Below are 26,609 nucleotides of genomic sequence, written 5' to 3' on the forward strand. Positions count from 1 at the left end.
CTTAGAGATTCAACCAATAAGTCGAGCCCGGCACCACTCGATACATAAGTGCAGTGAGACGGGTTCCCGTGCAGGATTGCGCCACTTCACCCAATTCACTCGCTTCGAGGTCCACGCCCACATCGGCGCCATCCAAAACTGCTCTGAAACCGAAAAACACCACGTCATAGTCGCGACGGACTCGGTCCCAATCAACCCCCAGAAAGAGTGCGTCTTTACCGCTCAAGCGTTGGAATTCTTGCCGCACATCCGGGTTGGTAAACTCTAGCGGATAGCGCCTAACCAGTTCACGCCAGTCTTGCAGGGTATTCACTTGATAGACCCGGTCAAAGCTGAGCGGAGGAATCTCCTCAAAACGGAAAGGCAGCTCCCGCGCTTGTTCCGGACTGCCAGCCCACGTCGGATCAAACAGGTCGCGTGTACAGGCAAACTGCCGCAACGGCGCTTGTGGGAAGCGCAAACCGGAAGTTGGATCGGGGATGGGCGGCACCGGGCCAATGAAACTCGATATATAAGGGAAAGTTTGCGGATTCGTCCCCCCATGAGCTTCCACATAACGCGGCAACTGTCCAGCAGTCCGCTGCACAGCGCTGGGGACGGAGGGCTGACGGAAAGTCACGGCATCCAGAGAATCAAACCTCAGGTGTTGCGCCCGCGGGTGAAAACGCTGGTTTAGGTACTTTAATTGGGGATAATCCAGCCATTGCTGCGCTAAGGCATCCGCGATTTTTCGACCACTCGGACCGATGACCCGATCCGCAATTCGCGGTTGCAGATTTTCACAAAACGTGTAATCACACGCAGCCGTAGATAGCCGCTCCACCAGCAGGGGCAGTTTCTGTTCTGAAACCCCCTGAACGTTCTCGCGGCGAAGCTCCTCAAAGCGAGTTTTAAACTGCTGAATTACCGGGGTGGCACCAGGAATATCACGCACATCAGTGCCGTTTTGCAAAGCCTTGAGAGCATGACGTTCCTTGCGGGCATGGGAGCGCATATACGAGACAAACAACTTCCGACTCAAAGGGTCATCTACCATTCCCAGGCAAAAGGCCTCCAGGGTCGAATCTGCAAAAACTTCCCGAAACAGGTCCGGGAAAGCCACCAGCACCACCCAGTAGCGACGCCACGCCCCCGGCTTCGTCTCCAGACTGGGGAACGCCCAATTCGTCATCGCCATTGTTTTTACTCCCGCTGCATGCCTATCCGATACTGGGGGCTTCTTCAGGAAATCGTATCACCCGACGGCGGTTCCGCATGGCGAGGGCAGCCCCGAAGGTCATGGTTCCCACCCGACCGGTAAACATCAGCAGGGACAGCAAAATTTTTCCTGAATCCGGGAGGGAACCGGTGACGCCGGTAGACAGACCGACAGTCCCGAACGCACTATTGACCTCAAAAAGAGCTTCTGACAACGGCAAATTCGTCAACAGCAACAACGTGGCGGTAGACAACCCTATGACCAGGGCGCTCATCGCGACAACTGCCACCGCTAGGCGCACCGTTGACGGGCCAATACGCCTCCCGAACGCTTCAATGTCACGATTACCACGCACTTCTGCCACGATTGCCAGGACCATCACCGCGAAAGTCGTGACCTTGATACCCCCGGCGGTGGACGCCGAACCACCCCCGATAAACATCATGATGGAAGAAACGAACCAAGACGCCTCGTGCATAGAACCCACATCAATCGTGGAAACCCCCAGTGACCTGGCGTTAAACGCCCCCAATAAAGCTGCCAGGAGCTTCCCCGGCAAATCCAAAGCCCCCAAAGTTCGCGGATTATCCCACTCGATAATCCCGTTGATTCCGCCGCCCACTACCGACAGCGCTAGGTAGGTCGTGATGGTCAGTTTCGAGTGCAAACTCAAGTGTTTAGGCCGCCGCCAATTGCGTGCCAAATCGAGGGAAACCGGGAAACCGATAGCGCCGATGAAAACTCCCAGGCACATGGGACCAATAATGCCGAAATCAGCCACGAACTGTTCCACCCCGCCCGGCACGATGACGAAACCAGCATTGTTAAACACGCTGACCGCCATGAACAAGGCATACCAAGCTGACAAGCCGATGCCGTAATCTTGCCGGATAAACTCCGGGAAAAGCATCAGGGCAATGACTGATTCGACCGAAACTGACACCAGCAGCGCCATTTTTCCCAGCGAGCCGACTTCTCCGAGGGAAGATTTCTTTTCCCCGGCAGCCAAGATGCGAGCAGTCAGACCGATATGGCGCGATACTGCCAAGGACAGCATAGATGCTAGGGTCATGACACCAAGTCCCCCGATTTCCACGCCGAGCATGATGACTACTAGCCCAAACGGCGACCAGTAGGTATCGGTAGGCACCACCGTCAAACCGGTCACACACACTGCGGAAGTACTGGTAAACAGCGCATCAATAAAGCGAGCATGACCTGGATCGCGAGTAGCAATCGGCAGGGACAGGAGAACAGTTTGGACGACAATGATAGAGAGGAACACCGCGAGCGTCAGGCGAGCGGGGGCGCGGCGGGCCAGTTCATCAAACCACTTCCCGCTTTTTTCGCGCAGGTTCGCAAAAAACTTCAAGTTCGCCCGTTCCTTTTCCTGACAGGGATTTTCCGGTTGATTTTTCGGGTAAGCTTTCGCTGTCCCAACGGAGCCCTGAGAAGCCCCCGTGCGGAAAACTCGGTTACAACGTTACCCTTTGCCAGACCAAAACTGGAATACCCGTCCGTCAAAAGCGAGGAATTTCGGCAAAAATCGGAGGTTTAGAGAAAATCGGGGGTGAAGAACTAACACTTTTAGGTAAATTACCGATATATTTTTGTATGTAGCGCGTGTTGAGTGTGAGACTAAAGTGGCTCCGGTCGCGCGTCTAGGCAAATTTAGGATGACGGGAATGACTCAGAGCCAGGCACCACGGTTCCTCACCGTAGCGGAAGTTGCGGACTTGTTGAGGGTCTCGAAGATGACCGTTTATCGTATGGTTCATGCTGGCGATCTTCCCGCTGTTCGTGTCAAGCGTTCGTTTCGAGTACCGTTGAAAGCTGTCGAGGAGCTCTCTGCGTCAAACCTAGACAACTGGATGATTGGCAACGACGACGAAGCCGTCGCGCAATAGTTTGGGGTGTCGTCGCGCGCGCAGGTTCCCTCATTTTGGCTAGGGTGTCTGAAAAAGGTAAACTTGTGTGGTTATTTGCCGCGTGTTCGGTGGCAGCAGTTATTTTAGGAGGTCGGCGTGGGTTCCGTCATTAAGAAGCGTCGCAAGCGGATGGCGAAAAAGAAGCATCGCAAGTTGCTTCGGAAGACGCGTCATCAGCGTCGTAATAAGAAGTAGACGTCGGCGGGCTCGGATTTTTCCGAGCCCGCGCACGTTTTTGAGCGTCTCAAAAAACACTTCAGTAAGATTAATACGTGGCGAAAATCGCAGCTTTCTTTGATGTCGACGGCACCTTAATCCGTGGTGCCTCGACCTGGTATCTGGCACGGGATTTGTATTCCCGCGGCTACTTTGGGCTGGATTTCTTTGTTTTTGCGGCTCGCCAAGCCCTGCTTTACGTCATTTTCGGAGAAAGCATCCATCGCGTGGAGCAGGTAAAAAAACGGTCCCTGCAGATTATCGAAGGCAAACTGGAATCGGATTTGGTGCTGGTCGGTGAGGAACTCTATGACCGTTTCCTGCAGGAACGCTTGTTTCCAGGAGCATTAAAGATCATTCAAAAGCACCTCGATGCCGGGCACGATGTCTGGCTGGTTTCCGCTACCCCAAGGGAAATTGCGCAATCTATGGCGCATCGTTTGGGGTTGACCGGGGCTCTGGGCACGGTGGTGGAAGTCGATGAGCGGGGACGCTACACCGGAAAGATGCCGCAGTCTCTGATGCACGGCACCATGAAAGCCAAAGCGGTGCTGGAACTGTCTTGGGAACACGACTACGACCTGAAACAGTGCTATGCCTATTCCGATTCCATGTCTGACGAAAAGCTCTTTAACCTGGTCGGACACCCTTGTGTGGTCAATCCCGAACCAAAGTTGCGCCGGATTGCCAAACGTCGCCACTGGCCGATTTATGATTTCGCGCACCGCCGTCTGGATATTGCCATCAAGGTGCGCAGCCGCTACCTGCCCGCCATCACGATAGGTTTCCTGTGGACGCTGCGAGTCCTCTGGAGATACGTGATTCGCCGGATTCTACACGTCCCCGGACGGATTTGGCGTTCCCGGTTTCCCCGTCGCCGATAACTGTCCCACACCCATCACCACCACTGACCATCAACCCTGAAGAGAGGAACCATGGCTCTGACCACCGTCCACCTGATGCGACACGGCGAAGTTGATAATCCGGAAGGGGTGCTCTACGAACGGCTCGACGGCTTTGGGCTGACCGAGCGCGGGCGGGAAATGACGACGCTAACAGCTCGCTGGCTGGCAGCGGAAAACCGCGATATTGCCATGATTATGTCCTCTCCTCTGCAGCGCGCCCAGGAAAGCGCCGCGCCCGCGGCCGAAATTTTCCAGCTGCCTGTTCACCTCGATTCGCGTCTGACCGAAGCGGGCAATAAATTGCGCGGTCAAAAGATTCACCGTTCCTCGCTGACTTTGGCGCACCCGCAATACTGGCCGCTGTACGTGGCACCTTGGTTGCCGTCTTGGGGGGAGCATTACCGGGACATCGTTCAGCGGATGTTTCGCGCGGTGGCTCACGCGAGGGCCTTGACTCCCCCCGGTAGGGAATCTTTGGTGGTTTCTCACCAGCTGCCGATTTGGACGCTGCGACGTTTTGTGGAGGGCAAATCTTTGGTTCACGATCCGCGGAAACGCGAGTGCGCCCTGGCCTCCGTGACCTCGTTTTATTTCGATAATGCCACTTTGATTGGCATGGAGTACGCTTCACCAGCGGAATCGCTGGTGGCTGAGGCTAGGGATGTGACACCGGGGCGTTCCAGCGCCGCGGTCAACACTGGTCGTTGACTCGCGAGGGGGATTTAGCAACGCTTGCGCCCGGCAAAACCAGCGACTCAGCCGGGCTTAAATTGGACGTGACACGACTGATAGTATGCGCCCCTCCGGAGGCTCTCCATAGTGACTTGCCACCCTCAGAAATTAGTTAAATATTTTAATAACTATTAGTCTGTTTCGCACCAATTCTCCAGGGGACACACGACTTCCTTTTCACTAACTGACATACTGTTCCCGAGGCTCCGGACAATAGTGCCCCAGGACGGTTAGAATGAAAAGGTTACGTCACCGGGAAAGACCCCGAGAAACGATTGAATAGGATTTTATGAGCGAGAACGCCACATACGAACAAATGCTGGCTCAGATTAACCCCCGCATCGGGGTGGAGTACGTGTTTGCCAGTGTTACCCAGCTACCTCCAGACGTGGAACCGGTGGCGTTAATCCGTGAACCGGAAGGCATTACCATCGGGGTGACTTTGGAAGAAGCTGCTCGTGCCGGTCTGAGCACTGCCGACCCCTACACGATTATCACCTTGTCAGCGCCCGGTTCCCTGGACGTGGTCGGATTAAATTCTGGGATTGCCCAAGTGTTGTCCTCCCGTTCCATCCCGGCAAACATTTTTTCCGGAATCTATCACACCCATATTTTTGTGCCTTCCAAACTGGCGAATGATGCCAAAGCCGTACTCGAAGATGTGTCCGGCCAAGCGAAAGCCTGGCTCGATATGTGAGTCGAGGTCCAACCCCAAAGGATTACTGTTCATCATGAAGGATAAGAACCCTCTCCAGCTGACCCCCGACCCGATGGACCGAATGGCAGACGGCACCATCAAACAGCGCAATCCCCTGACCGGAACCCAAGTATGGACAGTGACAAGTCGCGGGAATCGCCCCCACTTCCATCGCGAAGTAGTCACGGAACCGGCACCGCTGCTGCAGCCCTCCGACTTCACCAACACCTGCGCCTTTTGCACGGACCGCTACTTTGACACCCCGCCGGAAAAATCCCGGCTGGTCAAAGGTTTGGACGCAAAGTTCCACAAAATCGAGGGCCTGCCCGCCGCCTCCATGCAAGACATGGTCGCGGAGTTTCGGCGTATTCCCAACCTTTTTGAGATTGTTTCCTATGATTATTGGCACGAAAACCACAACCACTACCCCACTGAGGCCCAAAACCGGCGCATGGCAGATTACCTGGCTTCCGCAGCGGGATATGATCACGTCTTGCACGTAGTGAAAATGCGCCTGGAGGCGTCCGGTGAGGACCACCTGGAAACTATCCCCGATGACGCTTTGCTGCAGTACGCCACCGGCCTGTTCGCCGGGGGACACGATGTAATCGTGGCACGGCGTCACTACGTGGACGGGGCGACCAGGGCGGATCAAAACGCTTCGGCAGGGACTTTGAGCGTGGCTGAACACCGTGCCTACATCGGCTACACCATCGCCACCCTGCAAGACCTGTACAAATTGAATCCTGCCGTGAAATACGTCACCGCTTTCCAAAATTGGTTGCGACCAGCCGGAGCATCCTTTGACCACCTGCATAAACAGCTGGTAGCCGTGGATGAATACGGGGTCCAGATTGAAGCTGAAGCTGCGCGTGTGGCGGCAGACCCAGCGATTTACCGCCGAATCCTGCATTATGTGACGCACCGACAAATGATGATTCTGGGTAACGACTACGCAGTAGGGTTCGCTGACTTTGGACACCGCTACCAAACCATCGCAGTCTGGCCTCTGGGACCGGCACTGTTGCCGTGGGAATACACTCGGGAACAGGTCGACGGGATTTCTGACGTGTTACACGCACTGCACTGTGCGGTAGGACCCGCCGTCCCCACCAACGAGGAATGGTACCACCGACCTGTTGACCTCGATGTCCCACTGCGGTTCCGTATCCTGCTAAAACAGCGCACTTCGACCCTGGCAGGTTTCGAAGGCTCCACCCGGATTTACCTCAACTCGGTCGACCCGTGGACGCTGGGCGACGAAATGGTGACGCTATTGGAGAAAAAGCGCGAACAAGGTCTGATAGCACCCTCGCTGCGGCTGGGCAACGAATACCGTTTGCCGAAAGATTCCTTGGGAGAATAGCCCGTCCCGCACGCGCGACTGCACCGACAAAACCCGCGACGGTACTCTCGACCGAACCGAGTCTTGACCCGATAACATGGAGGGGACGCTGTTGTTTGGTGTAAACCTGACAAGGATTTAAGGAGAAAACGTGGACATCGGAGAAAAAGTTGTAAATGTAGCGGCTGTGGGCCTGGCGGGCCTGGTCAGCGACAACATCGTCAAATTGGGATGGAGGATGGCCACCGGAGCTAATCCTCCGCAGGACGATGACGTGGAAGTCGGGTTGGCACAAGCCATCGTTTTCGCGGTCCTGTCCGGGGTATTGCTCGCCATTATCAAGCGTTTCACCGTGCGTACCGCTAGTCAGTGGTGGGTAAACAAGCACAGCGAAGCCGGCATCGGCATCGAAAGCGCCTAGGCAAGGGCGCGTTCCATCTGGTTCCGGACTTAGAGAGTAACGACGAAATCGTCCTCGTCAATAATGACCCCATTGGTTGCTTCTGCCAGTTGTCTGGCGACAGCTTCGATGGCATCAATGACGGTCAGCCGATCCAGACGCATCGTCCGTTTCAGCCTGCTTTCCTCCGTTATGGTGATTTCTGGGGCTATCCAAGAAATGGCGTAGCTCACGCAGCCGTCTTCAGCATGTCCCAAGACCGGGGGGATAGCAGTTTCTCCCTGCACCACCACGTGAACGGACGATTTTTGGGTTACGTCAGCGGCAATCGCGTAGGCGTCAACCATCAGGGGCATAGACATGGCAGCTTCGTCATAGGCTTCTGCTTCCGCATGTAGCCACGCCCGCTCGTCCGGGCTGACCCCGGCTTGAATACGCGAGCGCAAGCCGTCGGGGTCATAGTTAGCGCGTTCCTCGGGGGTGGTCAGGCGAGGGGGTTTAGGTCCCGAGCGGCGCTGGGTCTGTTCAGTTTCGTTTCCCATCAGCAGGGCGGCGATAGGCAAGGCTCGCTGCACCACCTGGAGACAGGCCGCTGGTTCCAACCAAATTTCGGACAGCACACGCAAGCTCACCGCGGAATCTGGATCCGGGACGATAATCGGACCGGTCGAGAACCGCAAGGCGCCAGCCAACCGCCGTGCCATGCGCCGCAGCCCCTGCAAAACTTCGAGTTCCAGCCCTTCCGGACCGCCTTCTCGAAACGCGTCCCACAAGGGATCCCGCCCCTGCAACCACTGCGGCACGGGTTTCCCACGCAGGGCAGGAACGCCTGCCAAATACGCGAACTTCAGGCGGCTGGGCAGCCCCAACCCCACAATCGCTTCCGGCGTCAAATCCCAAGGACCGGTCAGATATGCCTCTTTTTTGAGCTCTAAAAGTCCCGGTCCCAAGCGGGAACACTCGGTCCAAATTTGCCCTGCCAGAATGTCGATTTCTTCAGGCTGCACGTCATCGGCAACCGCCAGCAAGTGAAACGGCTGCGCAGCTGACAAATCCAAAGAATCGTGGCGATTGGCAGGTGACAACATGATTTTTCCTTCCTAAATCTGCCCGACCGTTACCGAGGTGACGCTGCAGGGACGCTATTCAGTCGCGGGGGTAGGCTCGACGACGTGTCGTGGCATCTGGCAGCGTTTCCGCGCCGTCCCTGGTGACCGAGGAAAAGCAGTTCACAGTTCTGGGTCGCAATGAGCTTCAGCTACAATCCCGCGTCCTTCCGGGACCTCTACCTGCGTGAAGTTCAGGTAAGAACGCGAGGCAGTCGGACCGCGCTGCCCCTGGTAGCGGGAGCCTTTCGCCCCTGAGCCATAGGGGGCCTCTGCGGGAGAGGACATTTGGAAGAAGCACAGCTGACCGATTTTCATGCCTGGGTACAGCGCAATCGGCATGGTCGCTGTGTTGGACAGCTCCAGGGTGATATGCCCGGTAAAGCCCGGATCGATGAATCCCGCAGTCGAGTGGGTCAGCAGCCCCAGCCGCCCCAGCGAGGATTTCCCTTCCAGACGCGCCGCGATGTCATCGGGCAGGGTCACGTGTTCAAAAGTAGAACCCAACACGAATTCGCCGGGATGTAAGATGAGCGGTTTGTCGCCAGAATCCACCAGGCGAGTCAGCTCAGCTTGCTCCTTTGAGGGATCAATCAAGCCGTATTTGTGGTTATCGAACAGGCGAAAGTACCGATCTAGGCGAATGTCCACGGAGGCGGGCTGCACCGCGTCCGGGTCCCAGGGATCCAGCACGACTTTGCCTTGAGCTACTAGGGCTCGTATATCACGGTCAGAAATCAACATGGCACTGAGCTATCGTCTCTAGGAAGCAGGCTTAGAATCAACGATTTCCACGTAAAAAGCCAAAGGCGAGTTTGGCGGAATGACGGGCGGGTTCCCCTGTTGACCGTAAGCCATTTCAGAAGGAATCCCGAGGATAACTTTTGCCCCGACCTTTTGCCCTGCCAAACCCTTGGTCCAACCAGGAATCACCTGCTGCAAGCTAAACGATGTGGCTTTTCCGCGGGCAAAGGAAGAATCGAAGATATTACCCTGACCCCACACTTGTCCCACATAGTTAGCGGTGACGGTATCAGTCTCACTGACCACCGCGCCTGTCCCCTCCTGGACGACCCACGCGGTGTTCTGTTCCGGGGCGGGCATATCCTTGGGGAATCCTACCGCGGTATCAGCTCCCGAACCGACCACCTGGGGACGGTCGCCCTCGACGACAGCAGCCGGGGTGGACTTGGGTTCTTCAGGAGTGGGGGTGGCAGAGTTGGACGCGGTCGGGCTTTGGCTGGCAGCCTGTTCTTTGGCATGGGTGGAGCACGCGCTCAAGCTCAGGGTCAACGCCGCCGCGCCAGTGAGCAGAAACAGTTTAGGAACAATTTTCACAGTCATGGTTACACCCTAGCGGAAAATCATTTTCACCCCAGGTAAACCACACCGTGCGTGGTTACCCCACGAGTGGCGCCCCGGCTCACACTCGCTGATTACACTCTCGCTGATTAGTCCCCGCGGTGTCAATCTGCCCTGGTCACGGTGAATTCTCAATCGGGAAATAGTCGCATCGGTTGAATGGAGCATCGCATTACCGTGCTTTCGCGTGCTTTATTCCCTGCTTTCGCGGGTGTTTTTCTTTGCGGCGTCGCCCTTTGCCGCGCCACCACCACAGGGTCAGCAATGCCATCAGCGTCGATGCAACTAAGGCAGCCACCATCCACCACGACCAGGTCAGCATAAAGCCGCTGTTAAAAGCATTCTCTTCATTTTTGTCCAGCGCGGTGCGTTCTCCTGTCACCAACAGACGGTGTGAATTAATTCCATAGGGAGTACAGGTAATCAGTGTCACCAAGTCCCGTCCGTCTTGCCTTTTCAGGGTTCCTATCTCGGTTGGCTCCACCACGACTACGGATACCACACGATATTTCATGTGCAGCCCTGCCACATTCAGATAAAAAGCGTCTCCGACTCGCATTTGTTCCAGGTGATCGAGCAAAGTGGCGTTGGTCAGACCGGTGTGTCCGGTCAACACGGCGTGCGTCCCCGCCCCTCCTACCGGCAGTGATGAGCCGTAAAGATGTCCAATCCCCCGTTCCAGAGTTTTTGGTTCAGTGCCGTGATAAATCGGCAAATTCACACGAATTTTCGGAATGATTAGCTGCCCCATTTGTTCCATCACGTTCAGTTGTTCCAAATACTCCTGGTAGGGATTATTGGTTTGTGACACGCGGGAAAGCCAGGGATCCAGAATCGGCGCGCCGGGGGTTTCCTCGTTGTAGCGCCGAGCTGCCGCCACGGATGCCTCCAGCGCTTCCAAACGCTGTGGTTCCTGGACTTGCCGGGCATAATAAGTCGTAATCTGGTTTTGCCGGTAGTTGTTCCATTGTGTTGCCACTACGGGGTACATAAACAAGGCGATTCCCGCCAGGGCAAACAATAGCGGCACCAGGCGGGAAATCTGACGATTCGATTTTTTACTTGTGTAATGCCTCGACACTGGCAGCATCCTGGCTCTCTTGGCGGCGTTTCGTCCGCAGCAAAATCCACATCCCGACACCTATGAGAAACAGGGCCATTCCGCCAACCTGTACGGCAATCACCCCGGTTGCGGGCAGTCTCGCCATTATCGTCCCATCGGGCGCAACTAAAATCAGGTCACCATTCGGGGCACGCAACCACACGGATTTTACCGGCGGTTCCTGTTTGTTATGGTCTTTATTTGCGGAATAGGTTTTATTTCCGCCACCAGGACTTGGATCCGCTGTCGGAGTCGGGGATTTAGATTCACTAGGGGTGGGGGTCGGCGTTGTATCTTTTGAGACTTCTCCCGAAACGTATGGACCGGTTCCCGAACCGGATGTCGAACCGGTTGGGGAACGAGGTTGCGGTTTCGGGGTAATCACCAGTCGATAGTTCCACGAGTGTCGGGTTTTATCCGCTACCGGTACGGTGATTAGGAAAGGCGCGATTTTTCCAGAAGCATGTTCCTGTTCTTGGCTAATCAAGTACAGTCCCACGCTGAGGTGGTCAAAGACCGCCCTGCCGTTAGAGTCGGTTGACTGCGTGACCGGCGAGTCTAATTTATCGGCGACTTTTTCTGGGGTGAGACTCTTGATGTCTTGCCAGGATTGAGCCGTAGCCAAAGTCACTCCTGTGACTTTCGCGACCTTGAATGCCACTCCTTGCACGCTGGGCGGTGTCTCATCGTTATAGGGGTTACCTGCCTCTCGGACGAGTGTCAGGGTGCCGGTACCTGTGGGAGCAGCAACGTGCGCGTTAAATAAACTGGCAGGGTCGCCATCCCCTGTGAAGGAGTGAATTGGGGCGGTGGCACGCGTGACCCCTAACGCTCCCGCGGGGTTCACTATGGTAACCACCAGGCATAGCGCCAAAGCTGCGAGCCACCGTCCCATCAGTTTCATCACGTTCTCCTGACTAAATGTGCCTTAATCCTGGTGACGTTTACGCGACATCAGCGCTACGGCAACCAACATCAACACTGCTCCTGCGCTCAGCAGAGCAATTACGCCCGGACCACCTGTCAGAGGGAGCTTCCCGAGGAAGTCGTTATTACTGGTGTTTGTAACCAGGGCTTCCAGCGGTTTATTGTTAGCGCTCTTGATTTTCTCAGCGGTGAATTCGATGGCAGTGGCTTCGGGGTTCAAGGCATAGCCAGTAGGTGCCGTGGTTTGCTCGACGCACAGTTTAGCTAGCGGACCAATCGGACCAACCTGAGCAGCTGTGGTGGCATCCGTAGCAACTTCCTGACCGGCTACCACGGACTTACCATCCGCAGCACACTTGCCAACCTTAAACTTGCCACCCGTCAGTGCGTTGGTGGTTCCGTCGGTGTTCTTAATCTGTACATATCCAAAGGTGGTCTGGGAGGAATCATCGTCCTTAGTTTCCACACCCTCTGAACCGGGATCGTTGCCGTTGGGGTCTTTCCCACCAGTGTTATTCGTGCCGTCTGCGAGTTTGTAAGCGTAGGCAGCCTTGTTTTCAACTACCTTAGCAGTGGTGATGTTAGTGACTGTGCCTTTCACATTTACAATCAGCTCACTTTCCGTGCTCCCACTGAGCTTAGTCAAGCCGTCACCAACAAACGTTACCTTAACATTATTATTCGTTTTCGATACTGTGTAGTGAGTGTCTGAGGTCAGGGTTTCAGTTCCCAGGACTACGGACGTAATGCCGCTTTCCGCTACCGTCAGACCGGAACCGGGTTCATCCGTAACGGTAAATGCGGTGAATTTCTTTGCATCGGCGTCATGTTTGGGAATCGGGACGGTAATCTTAAAGGTCATTTCCGCGCCCTCTTTCAGCAGGGTGTCGGCGGGCGTGGCGTTTACTTTTTTGATGCTGCCGATGGTGGCGTTCTTTGGATAGACGTGAATGTCATACATGAAGCCAGTGCCTGTGGGATTGGTCAGTGGTAGCACCACGATAGCCGGAGCGGCAGTCTGTTTACCTGTCGGCGCCTTGATCTGTTCCAACTTGTACACACCGGGGGTCAAAGGTTCAAATTTGCATGAGCCGTTGGTCTGGGTGGTGCAGTTTTTCGCTCTAAAGTGGGTGTCAGCGGTGAAATTCTTAGTTGTCACCCCAGCGGCTGCCTGCATACCAGCTAAGGTGCTGACGTCTGTAGAGTCCTTGGTCAGCTTGAATTCCGAACCATTAATTATTTGGTTAGTAAGATTGTTGACTTCCGCGCCAGTAGCGGGGACACCGGTATCACCCTCCACTGAGTGCACCGTGATAGACCCCGTTTTGTTCATATCTACCGTGGTGCCGTCTGCGTGTCCCTGCGGCACCCATATGAGCATTGAAAACACGGCTGCCAACACCAGGGCTATCCCCAGACCCATTATTCGTGAAACACCTTCTTTTGCGTTTCGCATGTCAATCCCTCCCGTATATCCATATGTTGTTATGTTTGTTTCGGTTTTGCTACGTTGAATCCTCATGCCGGTTCCCTAGGCTTCCTTACCTGAAGTAAAATCCTCGCGTCTGGGTAACCGCCACATCAGTATTACTGCCGCCCCCATCAGCATTCCGGCGCTACCCAGCATCCACGGCAGCTTGCCTCCGGTGAGCGGCAGGGTCCCAAATCGAATGTCACCAATCTCTAAATCCCATTTCACGAAGTCTGTTGCATCCAGCGAATTGAGGTCTTGGCTGGAAGTGTATGACTCCGTGGCATTGGGTGAGCTGGACGGGGTGGGGTTACTGGATGAACTGGGCGTACTACCGGCGGTGCTGCCTGGGGTCGTCGTCAGTTCTCGTTTGCTCAATGTCACCAAACCGCTATGCTGGCTCTTTTCAGACAGAGTCACCACGGTGTCGAATTCGGGATTCAGATTTTTACCGTTTTTCTTATCGGCGATACTGACATCGAATTGATAGCGCTGCCACAGCAGTTCAGCTCCGTTAGCCCCGGTGTTAGTGGTACCGACCCAATACGTTCCGGGAGCGAGGATGGCACGGTACCAGCCCGAAGCCTGTCCAGATGAGTCCAAATCCGGCGTAAACGAAACCTGAGACTTCGCGGCGGGACTTGTGCCAGCGGTGACTGCGCTGACTGGCTGTGTGTACAAGTCAAACTTCGCGTCCTTTACCGGATGGTGTTGGTCGTCAACTCGGCGCACATAAATTTCTGCCCCGTGCATATAGACAATATGACCAATAATCACGTCTAACGGATTGTCTTTACCGTTGGTCTGACCACCTAATTGGACGGTAAAGCTGCCATCGGCACCGGTTTGTTTAACAATTTTTTCTACAGTCTTGCTGGTAATTCTAGGTTTACCCTTGGGTTGACCGTTTTTATCTATATTCCACAAGTCCGGTTGGTTGGTTACCTGGTTAGTCACCACATTCAGATAGTTCTGTGCTGCCGGGCGACTCGGTTGGTGTCCGGTGACGGTGCATGAGGTTCCCGCGGGTACTACTCGTTTAACACACTGTTTGGGAGCGGGGGCAGGTCCTCCTGGCTGGCTAGACACAGCTGTCCCCCCGCCGGACGGAGCTCTATCGCAGGGCTCACTGGTATCCTGCCCCAGACTGACCCGGTCACCCAGACTTATGCCTTCGAGCTTGCGCGTTGCCCCATCGAAAGTCATTCCCGGAAGTTGGGGATAATTGCAGGTGTATTCGTAGGTAAACTTAGTGCCCGGCGCGATTGCCTCATCGGCTTTTGCCCCGTAAGTATAGGTGCTCAGGCTCAGCTCCTGGCGTTCTGTAAAGTACCAAGTATCAAAGGTGAGTTTCGCTTTCAACGGTGTGGCTTTTTCTCCCGCTTTAGCAGGGTTTGCCGGCTGACTGCTATTCCCCGAAGCGACGCCGTTCGGCGCGGTGGCACCAGAATTTCCCGAGTTAGCTGTCGCACTAGGATCTTTTTCAAAAACTATCGGTTTGGCTTTGAGCTGACCGGGATCGCGCTCGGCAGACTTACGTTGGTTACGGAAACGACCTGCCAACTTGGCATCGCCCTGCACCATGCTGCTGGTCAACAGCTGCACTGCCGGATATCCGGCTATTGGATCGTTCCCCGCATTGTTTAACCAAAATGCGCAACTCGAGCTGGCAGGAATAAATTTAGGCTGCCCGGAGCTTACTGTGCCACTGCTGGCGGCATTCGGGTCTGCGGCTGCGAAAAGCTGAACCTCTCGGTTCACGCCCAGCGCAACTTCTCCCTGATAGGTAAGCGGGCGAGTTTTCTCTGTTCCGCCGTCCTGGTATTTTTCCTTCAGGTACTGATCCTGGCATTCATATGCGAGTTTATAGCTAAGCGCGTGAGCATCGTTTAGCTTCCCGCCCAAGTTGTAGTAACCGCTGACATTGTCGATGAGCTGGTGCGCTACCGTAAAGTCCACACCCGGTCGGGACAACAGATTTGTCAAAGTGAAACCGACAGTAGCACCTTCCTGGAGTTTTGCGGGCATCTGGAAAGCCGCAATATAGTTTTCATCTGCCCCTTGGAACAGATTCCTATCGTCTGCCGTATATTCCTTAAACTCGATTTTCTTTCCAGTAGCGTCGGGATCGTCGCGGGAAGTAAAGAATTCCTGGAGTTGCTCTGTGGTGGCAGAATTACTTTTTACTGGCGTGCTGCCTGTTGTTCCCGTGCCTAAATCTGCTGGGGCGCTGGATTGTGGCTGGATACTGTCCGGACCGCTGTCTGCACTGAGTCGGATGGTAGCCAGACCATCACCCAAAGAGAACATCTTTTGCGCGATAACGCACTTATAATTCACCGGTAATTTGACATCACTGGTGGCATCTATGCGACCCAACCTCAGTGCGTCCGGAGTCACCTTGAATTCCAGATCTGCGTTAATCACGTTGCGACCCTTCGTGGACTGGGAAGCTACCAGTCTCTTGTTTTGGTCACGCATAGCAGGAGGTTGACAATACAACCGCGTGTGCAGAGTTTGTCCGGCGAGCAATTCTTTACCGTTTCCCTCCAGCTTCATTGTCAAACGCAGTTTCTTCGCCTTATCAAAGGTGTAGTTGTTCCACGCCACTACCGTACCGGCGAAGTTTTCCGGGAATTTTTGTGGAACCTGGGGATTCAAAGGAATTCCGTGGTCGTTTGTAGCATTCTGTTTATCTTTATAGAAACTATTAGCCTGAGACGATGTGTCTGTAGGCAAAAATACCTTTGCCCCGCCCAAACCGTCATTATTAGTTTCCGAGGTCGGAGTACACTTTTTCGAATCAGCCTCGCACTTGGCAGCGGGTTCACGACCGCGATAGCCAGCGGCAAGCTCCCAATAATTATCCAGACGCGAAGAATCGACTTTAGCGGCGGCGTCCTCGTAAACTGTGCAGACCGCACCGGCTGGTAGGGCGTCGATAGGATGCCATTCACCCTGCTGGAACCGCACGATGTCAACGGTTTTTTCGGTCTGCAAAGTACCGCTGAAACGCTTTTCGAGGTCTTTCTTGAGGTGTGCGGCTGCGTCCCAGGCACTGTTGTTGCCATTGACCACTTCGTAGGCTTCAGCTGTTTTATCGTTAATGTTAGCCGGCGCGGGAAGATCTATAGTTTCACCATTCAATGTGCACGAATAATGAATCTTAAACTGGTATTCCGCTGGAATCGCGCCGACGCCCTCGCCACCGACTTTCTTTTTAACATTAAAGGATGCCAATTGGACACGGTATGTATTACTCAGCGTTGCCGAAAATTCATCACCTGCGGTCCAGTCCAATGTCACGGGAGCCTGCGGGTCAGCGCCTGCCACTTTCGCATCAAAATTTTTCGCAGTTGCGCCGGCAGGACCGCTCGGGCTCCATTTCGACTCTTTGAGGTCGGTACCCGCAATTTTTAGAAGTCTTGGGCTGACTGCCGCTTGACACTTCCAGCCACGAGGCACCTGAGTCTGTGCGAAGTTGCCCTGGGGGTCGAGATTTACGGGTCGAGAAACAGTATCGTTGCCCAGTTTGCAGGTTACTTCATTAGGCACTGCGCTCATGCCTTTCAAAAGGGCCGCTTTCCAGGAATCAGGCACCTTCACTCCGGTATTGGCATTTTCGTCTGCGCTGGTCCACATCTGGGGTGTATCGAGGCGGAATTTCGCCGTGGATTGAGCCTCGCGGAAGCTATGAGCCAGCACCAGAGAAGTACCCGTCTGATTGGAACGCGGGGTTGTGAAATCGAACTCTTCAGCGGGTGAATTGGCTGCCGTCAGCTTGTTTCCGGCACCAGCTTTGAACTCGGTCGTGCCCTCAATCTCGGTGGGCCAAGTATTGAACACCTTTACGTGCAGCTTACATGCAGTGTTTTCCGGCAAATTCGTACCACTAATGGTAGACGGTACCGTCATGTCCAAATCTAACGTTTTAGTCCAATAACTTTGACTTCCACAGGTTATCTCCGCAGAAACATTCCGTGGCAGTTTCCCTCTTACCGCACCGTAAGCCGGCCACTGCTTTACTCGCGAAAATATAGTGAGTTCCCCGGCAGTGAGATGCGAAAACGAAGATTCGACGGTGCTCTCATTACTGCCTGGGTTAATCGTGACTTCCACCGGTTTTGATGCCACCTGTATGTAATGCTCCGATGGTCCCGCATTCGGGTCATCCTGGGTTTGCACACTAAATCCACTGGTATCGGCGCTGACAACACATTTGGAACCCGCGGATAGGTTCGGTATCACAGATGTGTCTCCCGGATGCAACTGCACGGACTGGGTAGTAACTTTGCCATCCAAATCAGTACAACGAAGCTCTATATTGCGATTTTGGTTCTGAATTTGTTCTTGCATCGCGGAGGTCAGGTTATTGTCATATGTGCCTTTGTGGGTAATTTTCAGGCTTCCCGGCGTGTACTCCAGGGTGTTTTCCACCTCAACCTGATGGGGCTTCGACAAATCTTTCAGCGGAGCTATTTCCTGAGTCCGAGGAATCGTGACTGTAACATTACGTATCTTGGTTTTATTGGAATTAGTCTCGCTCAGCTGACAGTTAGCCGCTGCGGGTACTCCCTGTATCGTTCGTGGCTCTCCGGGCTTCACGGTGAAGGTGTAGGAACCATCATTGCCACGGGTGAGACCGTTATCATTTACAGGTAATTTCACCCGTTCCTGCTGGCAACCTAACTTCATTTCGTAAGGCGTGGCGAGACCCTGGCTAATCGCCGAGCCTTTCAAAACTTTGGAAACTTCCAATTGTCCATGTTGACGATAAAATTCTTGGGTTAATTTGATGGTGTGCTCTCTATCACTGCCGACCCAGAAATAGTTTTTACCGCACTCAATTTCTCCGTCACCGGGTTGATAGTCATGACCCGCGCATACGGTAGAGGAGTATTTCTCAGTACTGGTGAAACCGGGCAAATCGAGCGGACGTCCCGTGCTTTGCTGTTCAGCCTCCGGAGGCGCCACCGTAGAAAACAGGCAGTGTGTTCCTACCGGCCAGGTCGGAACCTTGACTTCCTGACCGCCCTGTTTCGGCAGTTCACCTCGCTCGTTAACTCCTTGGTAACCGATGTAGGCTTCGCCGGTGGCTTCCCCTTGCTTGACGGGAACATACATCCACCCACTTTGCACCGGGGTAGGAATGTAGCCCTGATTAGTTTCCGGTAATTCCAAGGGTTTCTTCGGGTCGGGCATAAACCGGCAGTTGTAGTAAACCGGCACCAGAGTTACGCCATTACGTGCGGTTTTAGCTTTTTCTTTAGCCAAAACCGTGTCGTAGGCAGGATCGTTCTCGGGATTATCTAATTTCAGGGTGAAATGAATTCCTGCCTTGCGGGAACGGTAAGTAGTCGTGGAAACCAGTTGGGAAATCGGAGAAACCCCAGAAGCGGTAATACTGCCTTGTTCATAACGGATAGTGGCACCAAAAGTGTGACCCCCGGTTGCTTGTTTATCCTTGTTTTGCGCCTGACCTACGCTCCCGGGGTGTTGCTTTTCCTGGTCCGAGGCGTTAGCGGGGATCTCTATCTGATAGTTACGTCCCTCCACACGATTTTCTGAGGTATAGAGTTGGTTAGCCTTTGCCGCGTTTTCTCGCTCGTCTGCGTAATAGCCTGCGGGCAGTTTAATCTTTTCTGTAACCTCACACTTGGCTCCTACAGGCAGCATCGACTTTGGCTGATTGTTCTCAGTTATAGTTTTGCCGATTCCCAGGGGTTCCCATTCGTAGAGGTTGTTGACCTTTCCTTTTATCTCCAGAGTACGTTTACCTGCGGGAATTCCCTCACTGGAAGAAATCACTTTGTTGACATCATGGTTCAGGGGATCAACGCATTTCCACGCGAATTCGTATTTCGCTCCCGGCTTAGTCACCACTTGATTGTTTTCTTTTACTTTCCCCGGACCCAGCACAGTATTTATCGGGTCGTCTTTAGCAGTGATGGCACGCTTGACAATCTCTACTTCCTGGAAAGGACGGGAATACACCGCACACTTAGCTAGCTGATATCCGGCGCGGCTCACATTTAGCTGTTCATCCGTGAATTTAAAACCAATAGGGATACCATTTGGGTCATTAATGTCTTCAGGATAGAACGTCTCCGGTTTTTTCCCCGCGTTCCACCCATGGCAGCGGGCATTATGCAGTTTATGATCCGTGCCTTTGAAAGGCGTAATCTGCTCGCGGGGCGAGGGTTGGGTAAACTTAACTTCTGTGACCTGACCATCCGCACCATCATGATCAAAGAAGCCGTCCGCGGCGGTTTTCACGGAGGTATCGTTGCCGCCCGCAACTTTGATGCTAAATTGTCGATTCGCGTTGGGCTTGATAAAGCGTAAATCTTGGTCAACCTGGTCATTAATTACCGCTAGACCTTGAGCCTTCTGTAACCAGTCCACCACAGTTTTACCGAACTTACCATCACGCACGTGGTTACAATATTGGTTTCCATTGTTTCCACCGAGCTTAATATCTTGGGCAAAGCCATCTCTTTTGGGAAGGTCAAGCGTCCCCAAGCCGTGCCAATTGTTACACGCCTCCACAATCTTTTTACCGTCATATCTCCCATCTATCATGCTTCTATCGCTGTGGTATAGCCCCAAATTCCCGGCGTGACGAATGGTCACCCACTGGTCTTTGATGCTCTCAGGGATATTCAACTTAACATGGTCTTCGGCTCCCAGCGGACCGGGGACAATGGTGCCTTCGATTTTTTCACCCAGCATGTACCCCGCATACTGAAAAGCGCGGTCGTTGATTCCCCAGTTGACGTACATATGCATGAGGCGCAGCTTGGCACCTTTTTTCTGAATTTCGTAGGCTTTCACCGCGGCTGCAATTGCAGGGTCGCTCTTGTACGTCCACCGATGCGGCTCGGTGATAGCTGAGGTGCCATCATCCTTAAGCGCACCAGATTTCTTTAGGAATTTCTTTTGATCCTCGGTGAGGTTTTTTATGACGTCCGGACATCCCCCATCGTGTACCCCACATTTGTTTGGCATACCCACGGTAAAGAGGAACACGTCCGTGTAGTGGTACTTATCCATATCGTTCAGTACCTTTTGCAATCCCTGCTCCTGGTTGGACACGTCGTCAGCAGCGGTGCCATCCCCTTTACGCCTTCCCGTACCGTCGGTGGCATCCAAGGAGTCCAGTTTCGCCATCACTTTGTCGAAGCCATCTTTGTTTTCCAGTGATGTCGCGGGCAAATCCGGGGTGTTTGCCCAGGCTACGTTTTGGTACCTGTCAGTACGGTCAAAACGGTCAAAAGTGTATATCCCCACCTGTACCGGGGCGCCCTCCAAGTTTTTCAGATATTTTTTAATCTGTTCGGACTGGTCGAAGTTACGCGTGGTTTTTTGATTCCTGCCCTGAGGTATCCGGTTTCCACCCATGGTCTCCCAGGTGTAGCGCGGATCAAAATCAAAAACCAGCGCGATACGTCCCTGCTTCATTTTTGACACGTGACTCATGTCCGTGTCCCGGGGAAAGGACTGTGGCCAGGGATCGTTGTCTGTCCCAATCGGTCCGGTGTTAGGCTTCGCGGATTGCCCAGTCGCCGCCGCCGCGTTCTCGGCAACCGTCAGTGCAGGCAAGGTAAAAGCCAAGGCAGTTAGCACTATGCACGGTGCCAGCACAAAACTTGCCAGACGCTTTGTTCGCATAGAAGCCATTGCAATCCTTCCCTGAACGCTCGTGGTCATAATCCGTGATTCTTTTTTTCGTGCCATAGTATTGCTAGCGATACACACACGTCAATACCATGGCATATAAAAAAATCACTTTGACTTAACAAATAAGGTCAGATTGACCTAAAATCGCTCCCTAAATTGCTTTGAACAGTAGAAATGCGATATTAATGTTAAAGAATTTGCCCTTCAAAACCATCATAATCTGGTTTGACGGCACCGCCAGTGGCACTGCACCTTAAACGTCCCGCCCCACCCTGCTGCGGCAGCCCCCACAGACTCCCGGACCATACCCTCTTGAGATATAGAAATCGAAATGAGAAAATGTCGCCTATGAAGGAACTAGCCAATCAGCGTAGCAAAGTGTCGCGGTTCGCCACGCTCGCAATCATTGTCGTTCTCGGTATCGCCACGTCGGCTGTTCTGTTTAAGGTTCTGGGAGAGCCGGTCATCCCTCGGTGGTGGGCAGTCTTTTCTTTCGTGATACTGATAATGGCAAGCGTTCTGGCAGGGAAACAAACCGCGAATGTAAACCAATCATGGGTTTACGTAGTTGACGTGTTGCTGGCTGTGCTTCTCGGAATCGCATTTTTGACATCTCAGGAAAACGAGCCGCTTTCCGGCTTTGCCGCGTTTGCATGGAATCTTTTCAGCCTGCTCGTCATCGCTTCCTGTGCCGCGCACTACCTCGATAAACGCCACCCGAAAGCTCCAAAAGATGCCGTGGCATCCCCTGCCCCCGAGACACCTAGCGAAAACTAACGCCCCAGGGGGCTAGCTAGTAGGGAGCACCGACTGACTCGCGCTTAGTGTTCCTATTTGTATCCGAGGTAGCCCCCGATTCCGTTGCCATCCCCCGGAGAAGTGGCATAAAGCCGATGCTGGTTGTGGGGTTGGTACTTATGGTCTTTTTCACCTTGTATGAGTCTCCCGATTCGTGGATTATCGCCACGATCACAGCACCTTCCGGGTCCGACGTAAAGAATGTGTCGTCATAGGTCTTGGAAATCGGCTTGCCCTGCGCATTCAGCAAGACAGCATGACGAAATCCGTCCCTTGTGACAGGGACGCCGGCACCTAAAAAACAGTAGCTGGCACGAAAGCAATGAGCTAAAATTGGAGCTGGTCCTTCGCCCACCCCTTCTATCGAGGAGATATCTTCCGATGACCAGGTAATCTCTACTCAGCCTGGCTGAGACGCTTCCCGTTAATTCTTGCGTCCTGGAGATTACTATGCCTGCCATCAACCTCGTTAATATTTCTTTTTCCTATGCGACCGTCCCGGTGCTCAATGATGTCAGTTTGCACGTCAGCGACGGTGAACGCGCCTGCCTGGTCGGACCCAACGGGTGTGGCAAAACTACACTGCTGCGTATCGCTTCGGGTGACCTGCCGGCACAGCGGGGCAAAGTCGAGGGAACCGAATCGGAGCGCTTCCGGGTACCCAGCATCGAACAGTTTGATGGTAGCGTCGGCGACTACCTTGACGCCGCGCTACGTCCACTGCGAACCATAGCTGGCCAGTTTGCGGAGGTAACTGTGCGAATCGACGAGGGCGGCGCACTTGGCGAGTGGGAGCGAGAGTATGACCAGCTGCTGGCTCAGATGACGAGTTTTGATATTTGGTCGCTCGACGCTCGGGTAGCCGAAGTGCTGGCCGGGCTCGGTTTGATATCTTTTACAAGGTCGGGGCGGAACCGGGAGCTGTCCCGGTTGTCTCCCGGTCAACGCGGCCGCCTGCAATTAGCGGCGACCCTCATCTTGAAACCGGCAGTATTGATTTTGGACGAACCTACCAACCATCTCGACGCTCAGGCACTCAGTTTTCTGACACAAACGGTCAATAGCTGGGGCGGTCCGGTCCTGATGGCCAGCCACGATCGGGCCTTCATAGAGGACACCGCCACGGTGATTTACGATATGGACGTGGAGGTGTTCAATGCCTTGGCGAAGGCCGAAGGGGTGGGCGAAACCGCAGGTCTTTACCGTTGCACTGGGGGTTACTCCGACTATCTGGCTGAAAAAGCCCGTGCCCGCACCAAGTATGTGGAACTGCACGCTGCCCAGCAAGCCGAAACGCGTAAGGTGCGGAGGCATCGGCAGGCGGCAGGAAAAATCTCTCGCGGAGGTGTGCGTCTTGCCAGCGCTGAAGGCAAAGCAAAGAAGTATTTTTCCGACCGTGCCGCCGCGACCGCCACACGTCGGATACGAAACGACGACCAGCGCTTAGACACCTTAGCGGCGCGAGAAGTACGCAAACCCCGTAACTATGAATTGTCCTTCGCGTTTGCCCAGCCTGCCGAGCGTACCGGGGTGGCGGTATCTGCAAGGCAGGCAAGCGTGGAACAGCGCCTCGCGCCACTCAGTTTCGATGTCGTTTATGGCGAACACCTGCTGGTCACCGGCGCTAACGGGTCGGGGAAATCCACACTCTTGAACTGGATAAGTTCTGGACAGCCCCCTGCTGACGCCACGGCAAGCGGAACCATCACGCGCGACAAAGCGATTAGCCTGGTGCCCCAACATTTACCGAAAGTCCGTGATTTTGGATTCACCACCGAAGTCTGGAGAGGGGGAATCGGCGAAGCCGGGAAAGGAATCCTGCACCCCGCAATGTGGACAACCCCAATCCCCGAACTGTCTGCGGGCAACCAGCGCCGCGCACAAATCGCCCTAGCCCTAGCCTCAACCCCTACCATCCTCATCATCGACGAGCCGACCAACTACCTCGACCTCGACAGTATGCAGGCCTTGGAAGATGCGCTGAGTAGGTGGAAAGGAACATTGATTATCGCCAGTCACGACCGCTGGCTCATCGACCATTGGCAAGGCTCGACGATTGATATCCAGTAATACTCCAATGACCAAACCTGTCCGCCACTCTGCGTTCTCTACTGCAACAAATCAACATGTTGATCGATGGTCGCGGCTGGTTTCACCTGCTTGGTCAATACACCTGCCCTCAAAAAGCGGTAGAAAGAGATCCAGCCCACTCTCGACAAGAGTCGAGGCGGGCTGAACGATTACCTAGATAATAACCCGCCGCGACATTAAAACCTAAAAAATGAGAAAAGAATTTCGCGGATTTATCCAGTTTTGTCTCTACCGTTCCTAACCAGTGAGAGCCGCACCTGGTATTGCAGCAAAAGGTCGGCGTTGGTGGGTTTTTTGTTTCGTGGAGCGGGCGACAGAGGTTCTATCGGAAGGACAAGACAGTTTTGGTTGCCCAAAGAGGATTTTCCTGCCAATTATCGGGCATACCAAGGTGGCTTATTGGTAGCGGCTTGACCCGTGGGTACTGTTCGAGGAGTTCAGGAAGGATGGCGACGTTTCCAAGGTCAAGGTGAACCAGAAGATATTGGATCAAAGTTAGCTGACCAAAAATCCGGTTTACCGTGTCCGCAATCATGTCCAGTTCGGGCTTTTCTAGGTAGCCAGGGTTTGATAGCATAAACCCTGTTAAACATACGCGCGTGATGAGATGAATAGTTGCGTAAAATATTTAGCGCTTTCAGCCATGAACCTAACTGGGTGGCATTCAAATCTACGCGAGCAGCAATCGTGTCTCGCACACCGATGGGAGCTAATTTGTACAGGTGAGTCAGCGAACCCCAATCCATTACTTCCACAGCAGCCCAGATGGGAAGCTTGCCACCGTACTTTTTCTTGTGGTGATCCACGAAATCTTCACGCGATGCGCGTAGCTCTTTTTCATAACGCTCCAGCCACTTTTGGTGTCCAGAAGACGACCCCTCACAGTCGGATGCTCGCGCCAAGGAACCGAGACTATCTGGGTGTAGATGCGAGAAGGGGTCAATGCGACCGAGTTCATGCCCAAGCATAGAACGCACTGAAAGCTCTATCGGAGCGAGACAGGTAAATACAGCCTCACGAAGCTTGCAGTCAAACATATAGACGGCAACCACATCAGCCAATGTCGTGCCAGCAATGAAACTATCGGCGCGTTCTCCCGTTTTCAGTAGTTTGCGCCATGAATACCAGTATCCCGAAAGCCGATAGTAATTCACCTGGTCAAGTAACCTGCACGCTTTAGAATCAGATTCGATGAGCATTCCACGTTCACGCAGCAAAGCTATCTGCTCGCTATGGGTTTTGAACTGATTGACCTGAGGAGTAGCGAGAGACTGTGGCATCACGAACTCCTACTCGGCGCAGAAACGATGAGGACCGGCCCTGGACCCTCACGGGCGGAACCGGTCTTGATAGCGTCATTCTAAGCGATAGCAACCGAAAAAAACAATACCGGCAACAGTATCAGCAGGTATTGTGAAACCTGTGTCTTAAGTAACATTTTACGTGTCTTTATTTCTGGTTTTTGCCCGGTATTGCAGCAAAAGGTCGGTGTTAGTGAGCGTCTGGCGTATTTTGATGTGACCAGATAGGTTGGACAGGCGCAATCTACTCCGCGCTTTCTTGATTTGGACTTATCTGTCCGAATCGGGGGCGTCACTCTCGCCTTTCTTGGCTTTCGTTTCGAGAGCTTTAATGGTTTCCAGATAGTCCCGCTCGACCTGAGACAGCGTATGTGTCTGATATTTGCGGTACTCAGTAGTTGCCTTTTCAATCGCGACCTGGTGGCTAATTTTTCCGGCTCCTTGAAGTTGCTGTTGCCCAGTTGCTGCCAGAATATTGTCAAGGTGCTCGACGTAGTCGCTCATGTGCATCGGACGATGATTCATAGCTTGAACTTCGGCAAAATCGAAGTAACCAGAAACAAGACGATTCAGCACTCTCAGCTCGTCTTCTGTCAAGTAGTTCTTCGCGACCTTTGCTTCTTCAAGTGTGGGTTGACTACCCTTGAAAGCGGTCATTCCCATGAAAGGCTTGGAAGCATCGGCTCGCTCATGGATGATTTCCGCCGCGGTGTGTCCGTGGGTAGCATAATGCAACTTGTTCTGAACCATTTTGAAAAACGCAATCGATTCTGCACTCCTCGGGTCGTAGTCGACACTTGTGGCGTACAAATCCAGCACCTGCCGATACATCACCTTCTCCGATGAACGGATATCACGGATTCGTTCGAGAAGTTCGTACCAGTACGATCCGCCCCCGAGGTTCTTGAGTCGCTCATCATCCAAGGTAAAACCTTTGACGAGGTACTCTTTTAACCTCTCGGTTGCCCACCGTCTAAATTGCGTAGCAGTCTTTGATTTTACTCGATATCCCAAGGAAATAATCATGTCAAGGTTGTAGTGAGGCAGTGTTCTCGTCACGTTGCGGCTGCCCTCACGACGAACCTGTCGGAATTCCCGACAAGTTGCCTCCTCATCCAGCTCGTCCTCGGCATAGATATTGCCAATATGCTCGATAATGTTAGACCTTGAACTCTGAAAGAGCTCTGCCATCTGCTGTTGCGTGAGCCAAACCGTCTCGCCCTCAAGCCTGACCTCAATAGTTACGGAGTTGTCTGGGCTCTGATAAATCAGCATCTGTCCTTTTGGTTCATCGGTTTGGCTACCGTCCCTTGTGGTCATGGCACTCCTCCCTGCGCAAATACTGAATAG

Annotated in this window: 20 protein-coding genes; 9 read left to right on the forward strand and 11 right to left on the reverse strand. The window is 53.7% G+C overall.

Going from position 1 to position 26,609, the window contains the following annotated elements; translation table 11 throughout:
• Position 1: 1 nt before the first annotated feature.
• Positions 2 to 1,177 carry a hypothetical protein gene (locus HMPREF0573_RS02720; RefSeq protein WP_013188822.1) on the reverse strand — a complete coding sequence of 392 codons (1,176 nt, stop codon included), beginning with the start codon at positions 1,175 to 1,177 and terminating at the stop codon, positions 2 to 4.
• A 22-nt stretch (positions 1,178 to 1,199) separates the two neighbouring features.
• The gene (locus HMPREF0573_RS02725; RefSeq protein WP_004007958.1) at positions 1,200 to 2,570 is read right to left on the reverse strand and encodes a TrkH family potassium uptake protein; all 1,371 of its coding nucleotides are present in this window, start codon (positions 2,568 to 2,570) and stop codon (positions 1,200 to 1,202) included.
• A 304-nt stretch (positions 2,571 to 2,874) separates the two neighbouring features.
• On the opposite strand from HMPREF0573_RS02725, the gene HMPREF0573_RS02730 reads away from it, so the two are divergent.
• From HMPREF0573_RS02730 to HMPREF0573_RS02755, 7 genes are all read left to right on the forward strand, one after another.
• Positions 2,875 to 3,105, forward strand: a complete 231-nt coding sequence (locus HMPREF0573_RS02730; RefSeq protein ID WP_004007957.1) for a helix-turn-helix domain-containing protein — start codon at positions 2,875 to 2,877, stop codon at positions 3,103 to 3,105.
• Positions 3,106 to 3,255: 150 nt separating this feature from the next.
• On the forward strand, positions 3,256 to 3,321 hold the full coding sequence (locus tag HMPREF0573_RS09460) for a 30S ribosomal protein bS22 (protein WP_438358277.1): 66 nt from the start codon (positions 3,256 to 3,258) through the stop codon (positions 3,319 to 3,321).
• Between the two features lie 77 nt (positions 3,322 to 3,398).
• Positions 3,399 to 4,226: an HAD family hydrolase gene (locus HMPREF0573_RS02735; protein ID WP_004007956.1), complete on the forward strand. Its 828-nt coding sequence runs from the start codon at positions 3,399 to 3,401 to the stop codon at positions 4,224 to 4,226.
• 51 nt (positions 4,227 to 4,277) lie between these two features.
• Positions 4,278 to 4,955 (forward strand): histidine phosphatase family protein, encoded by a 678-nt coding sequence (locus tag HMPREF0573_RS02740; RefSeq protein ID WP_004007955.1) that lies wholly within the window; start codon positions 4,278 to 4,280, stop codon positions 4,953 to 4,955.
• A 313-nt stretch (positions 4,956 to 5,268) separates the two neighbouring features.
• Positions 5,269 to 5,676 (forward strand): ACT domain-containing protein, encoded by a 408-nt coding sequence (locus tag HMPREF0573_RS02745; protein ID WP_004007954.1) that lies wholly within the window; start codon positions 5,269 to 5,271, stop codon positions 5,674 to 5,676.
• Between the two features lie 34 nt (positions 5,677 to 5,710).
• Positions 5,711 to 7,042, forward strand: a complete 1,332-nt coding sequence (locus HMPREF0573_RS02750; protein ID WP_013188823.1) for a DUF4921 family protein — start codon at positions 5,711 to 5,713, stop codon at positions 7,040 to 7,042.
• A 130-nt stretch (positions 7,043 to 7,172) separates the two neighbouring features.
• Positions 7,173 to 7,442, forward strand: coding sequence for a DUF4235 domain-containing protein (locus HMPREF0573_RS02755; protein ID WP_004007952.1), 270 nt, complete (start codon positions 7,173 to 7,175; stop codon positions 7,440 to 7,442).
• Between the two features lie 29 nt (positions 7,443 to 7,471).
• Here HMPREF0573_RS02755 and HMPREF0573_RS02760 read toward each other — a convergent pair whose 3' ends face one another.
• From HMPREF0573_RS02760 to HMPREF0573_RS02790, 7 genes are all read right to left on the reverse strand, one after another.
• Positions 7,472 to 8,509 carry a hypothetical protein gene (locus tag HMPREF0573_RS02760; RefSeq protein ID WP_013188824.1) on the reverse strand — a complete coding sequence of 346 codons (1,038 nt, stop codon included), beginning with the start codon at positions 8,507 to 8,509 and terminating at the stop codon, positions 7,472 to 7,474.
• 141 nt (positions 8,510 to 8,650) lie between these two features.
• Positions 8,651 to 9,271, reverse strand: a complete 621-nt coding sequence (dcd, locus tag HMPREF0573_RS02765; RefSeq protein WP_004007949.1) for a dCTP deaminase — start codon at positions 9,269 to 9,271, stop codon at positions 8,651 to 8,653.
• Positions 9,272 to 9,289: 18 nt separating this feature from the next.
• Positions 9,290 to 9,871, reverse strand: coding sequence for an FKBP-type peptidyl-prolyl cis-trans isomerase (locus HMPREF0573_RS02770; RefSeq protein WP_013188825.1), 582 nt, complete (start codon positions 9,869 to 9,871; stop codon positions 9,290 to 9,292).
• 190 nt (positions 9,872 to 10,061) lie between these two features.
• The gene (locus HMPREF0573_RS02775) at positions 10,062 to 10,979 is read right to left on the reverse strand and encodes a class C sortase (protein WP_049776692.1); all 918 of its coding nucleotides are present in this window, start codon (positions 10,977 to 10,979) and stop codon (positions 10,062 to 10,064) included.
• The gene (locus HMPREF0573_RS02780; RefSeq protein WP_013188827.1) at positions 10,948 to 11,895 is read right to left on the reverse strand and encodes a pilin N-terminal domain-containing protein; all 948 of its coding nucleotides are present in this window, start codon (positions 11,893 to 11,895) and stop codon (positions 10,948 to 10,950) included. Before HMPREF0573_RS02780 ends, HMPREF0573_RS02775 begins: the two co-directional genes overlap by 32 nt.
• A 24-nt stretch (positions 11,896 to 11,919) precedes the next feature.
• A complete protein-coding gene (locus HMPREF0573_RS02785; protein WP_041797907.1) occupies positions 11,920 to 13,374 on the reverse strand; it encodes a SpaH/EbpB family LPXTG-anchored major pilin in 1,455 nt (484 codons plus the stop codon).
• A 75-nt stretch (positions 13,375 to 13,449) separates the two neighbouring features.
• Positions 13,450 to 21,069, reverse strand: coding sequence for a DUF5979 domain-containing protein (locus HMPREF0573_RS02790; protein ID WP_236589757.1), 7,620 nt, complete (start codon positions 21,067 to 21,069; stop codon positions 13,450 to 13,452).
• A 348-nt stretch (positions 21,070 to 21,417) separates the two neighbouring features.
• Between HMPREF0573_RS02790 and HMPREF0573_RS02795 the strand changes: the two genes are divergently transcribed.
• Both HMPREF0573_RS02795 and HMPREF0573_RS02805 read left to right on the forward strand, forming a co-directional pair.
• Positions 21,418 to 21,846: a hypothetical protein gene (locus tag HMPREF0573_RS02795; RefSeq protein WP_013188830.1), complete on the forward strand. Its 429-nt coding sequence runs from the start codon at positions 21,418 to 21,420 to the stop codon at positions 21,844 to 21,846.
• Positions 21,847 to 22,317: 471 nt separating this feature from the next.
• Positions 22,318 to 23,937 carry an ABC-F family ATP-binding cassette domain-containing protein gene (locus HMPREF0573_RS02805; RefSeq protein ID WP_013188832.1) on the forward strand — a complete coding sequence of 540 codons (1,620 nt, stop codon included), beginning with the start codon at positions 22,318 to 22,320 and terminating at the stop codon, positions 23,935 to 23,937.
• A gap of 485 nt (positions 23,938 to 24,422) precedes the next feature.
• Here HMPREF0573_RS02805 and HMPREF0573_RS02810 read toward each other — a convergent pair whose 3' ends face one another.
• Both HMPREF0573_RS02810 and HMPREF0573_RS02815 read right to left on the reverse strand, forming a co-directional pair.
• Complete coding sequence (locus HMPREF0573_RS02810; protein ID WP_013188834.1) at positions 24,423 to 25,238, reverse strand: Abi family protein; 816 nt, start codon at positions 25,236 to 25,238, stop codon at positions 24,423 to 24,425.
• A 291-nt stretch (positions 25,239 to 25,529) separates the two neighbouring features.
• Positions 25,530 to 26,579, reverse strand: a complete 1,050-nt coding sequence (locus tag HMPREF0573_RS02815; protein ID WP_013188835.1) for a virulence RhuM family protein — start codon at positions 26,577 to 26,579, stop codon at positions 25,530 to 25,532.
• Positions 26,580 to 26,609 lie beyond the last annotated feature (30 nt).

Source organism: Mobiluncus curtisii ATCC 43063, assembly GCF_000196535.1.
Taxonomy (GTDB): Bacteria; Actinomycetota; Actinomycetes; order Actinomycetales; family Actinomycetaceae; genus Mobiluncus; species Mobiluncus curtisii.

Bases quoted from the DNA above. Each gene is read 5' to 3' on its own strand.
- HMPREF0573_RS02780 (WP_013188827.1), bottom strand. From the start codon at position 11,895: ATGAAACTGATGGGACGGTGGCTCGCAGCTTTGGCGCTATGCCTGGTG.
- HMPREF0573_RS02805 (WP_013188832.1), top strand. From the start codon at position 22,318: ATGCCTGCCATCAACCTCGTTAATATTTCTTTTTCCTATGCGACCGTC.
- HMPREF0573_RS02760 (WP_013188824.1), bottom strand. From the start codon at position 8,509: ATGTTGTCACCTGCCAATCGCCACGATTCTTTGGATTTGTCAGCTGCG.
- HMPREF0573_RS02790 (WP_236589757.1), bottom strand. From the start codon at position 21,069: ATGGCTTCTATGCGAACAAAGCGTCTGGCAAGTTTTGTGCTGGCACCG.
- HMPREF0573_RS02810 (WP_013188834.1), bottom strand. From the start codon at position 25,238: ATGCCACAGTCTCTCGCTACTCCTCAGGTCAATCAGTTCAAAACCCAT.
- HMPREF0573_RS02720 (WP_013188822.1), bottom strand. From the start codon at position 1,177: ATGGCGATGACGAATTGGGCGTTCCCCAGTCTGGAGACGAAGCCGGGG.
- HMPREF0573_RS02775 (WP_049776692.1), bottom strand. From the start codon at position 10,979: ATGCTGCCAGTGTCGAGGCATTACACAAGTAAAAAATCGAATCGTCAG.
- HMPREF0573_RS02745 (WP_004007954.1), top strand. From the start codon at position 5,269: ATGAGCGAGAACGCCACATACGAACAAATGCTGGCTCAGATTAACCCC.
- HMPREF0573_RS02785 (WP_041797907.1), bottom strand. From the start codon at position 13,374: ATGCGAAACGCAAAAGAAGGTGTTTCACGAATAATGGGTCTGGGGATA.
- HMPREF0573_RS02740 (WP_004007955.1), top strand. From the start codon at position 4,278: ATGGCTCTGACCACCGTCCACCTGATGCGACACGGCGAAGTTGATAAT.
- HMPREF0573_RS02770 (WP_013188825.1), bottom strand. From the start codon at position 9,871: ATGACTGTGAAAATTGTTCCTAAACTGTTTCTGCTCACTGGCGCGGCG.
- dcd (WP_004007949.1), bottom strand. From the start codon at position 9,271: ATGTTGATTTCTGACCGTGATATACGAGCCCTAGTAGCTCAAGGCAAA.
- HMPREF0573_RS02815 (WP_013188835.1), bottom strand. From the start codon at position 26,579: ATGACCACAAGGGACGGTAGCCAAACCGATGAACCAAAAGGACAGATG.
- HMPREF0573_RS02730 (WP_004007957.1), top strand. From the start codon at position 2,875: ATGACGGGAATGACTCAGAGCCAGGCACCACGGTTCCTCACCGTAGCG.
- HMPREF0573_RS02750 (WP_013188823.1), top strand. From the start codon at position 5,711: ATGAAGGATAAGAACCCTCTCCAGCTGACCCCCGACCCGATGGACCGA.
- HMPREF0573_RS02795 (WP_013188830.1), top strand. From the start codon at position 21,418: ATGAAGGAACTAGCCAATCAGCGTAGCAAAGTGTCGCGGTTCGCCACG.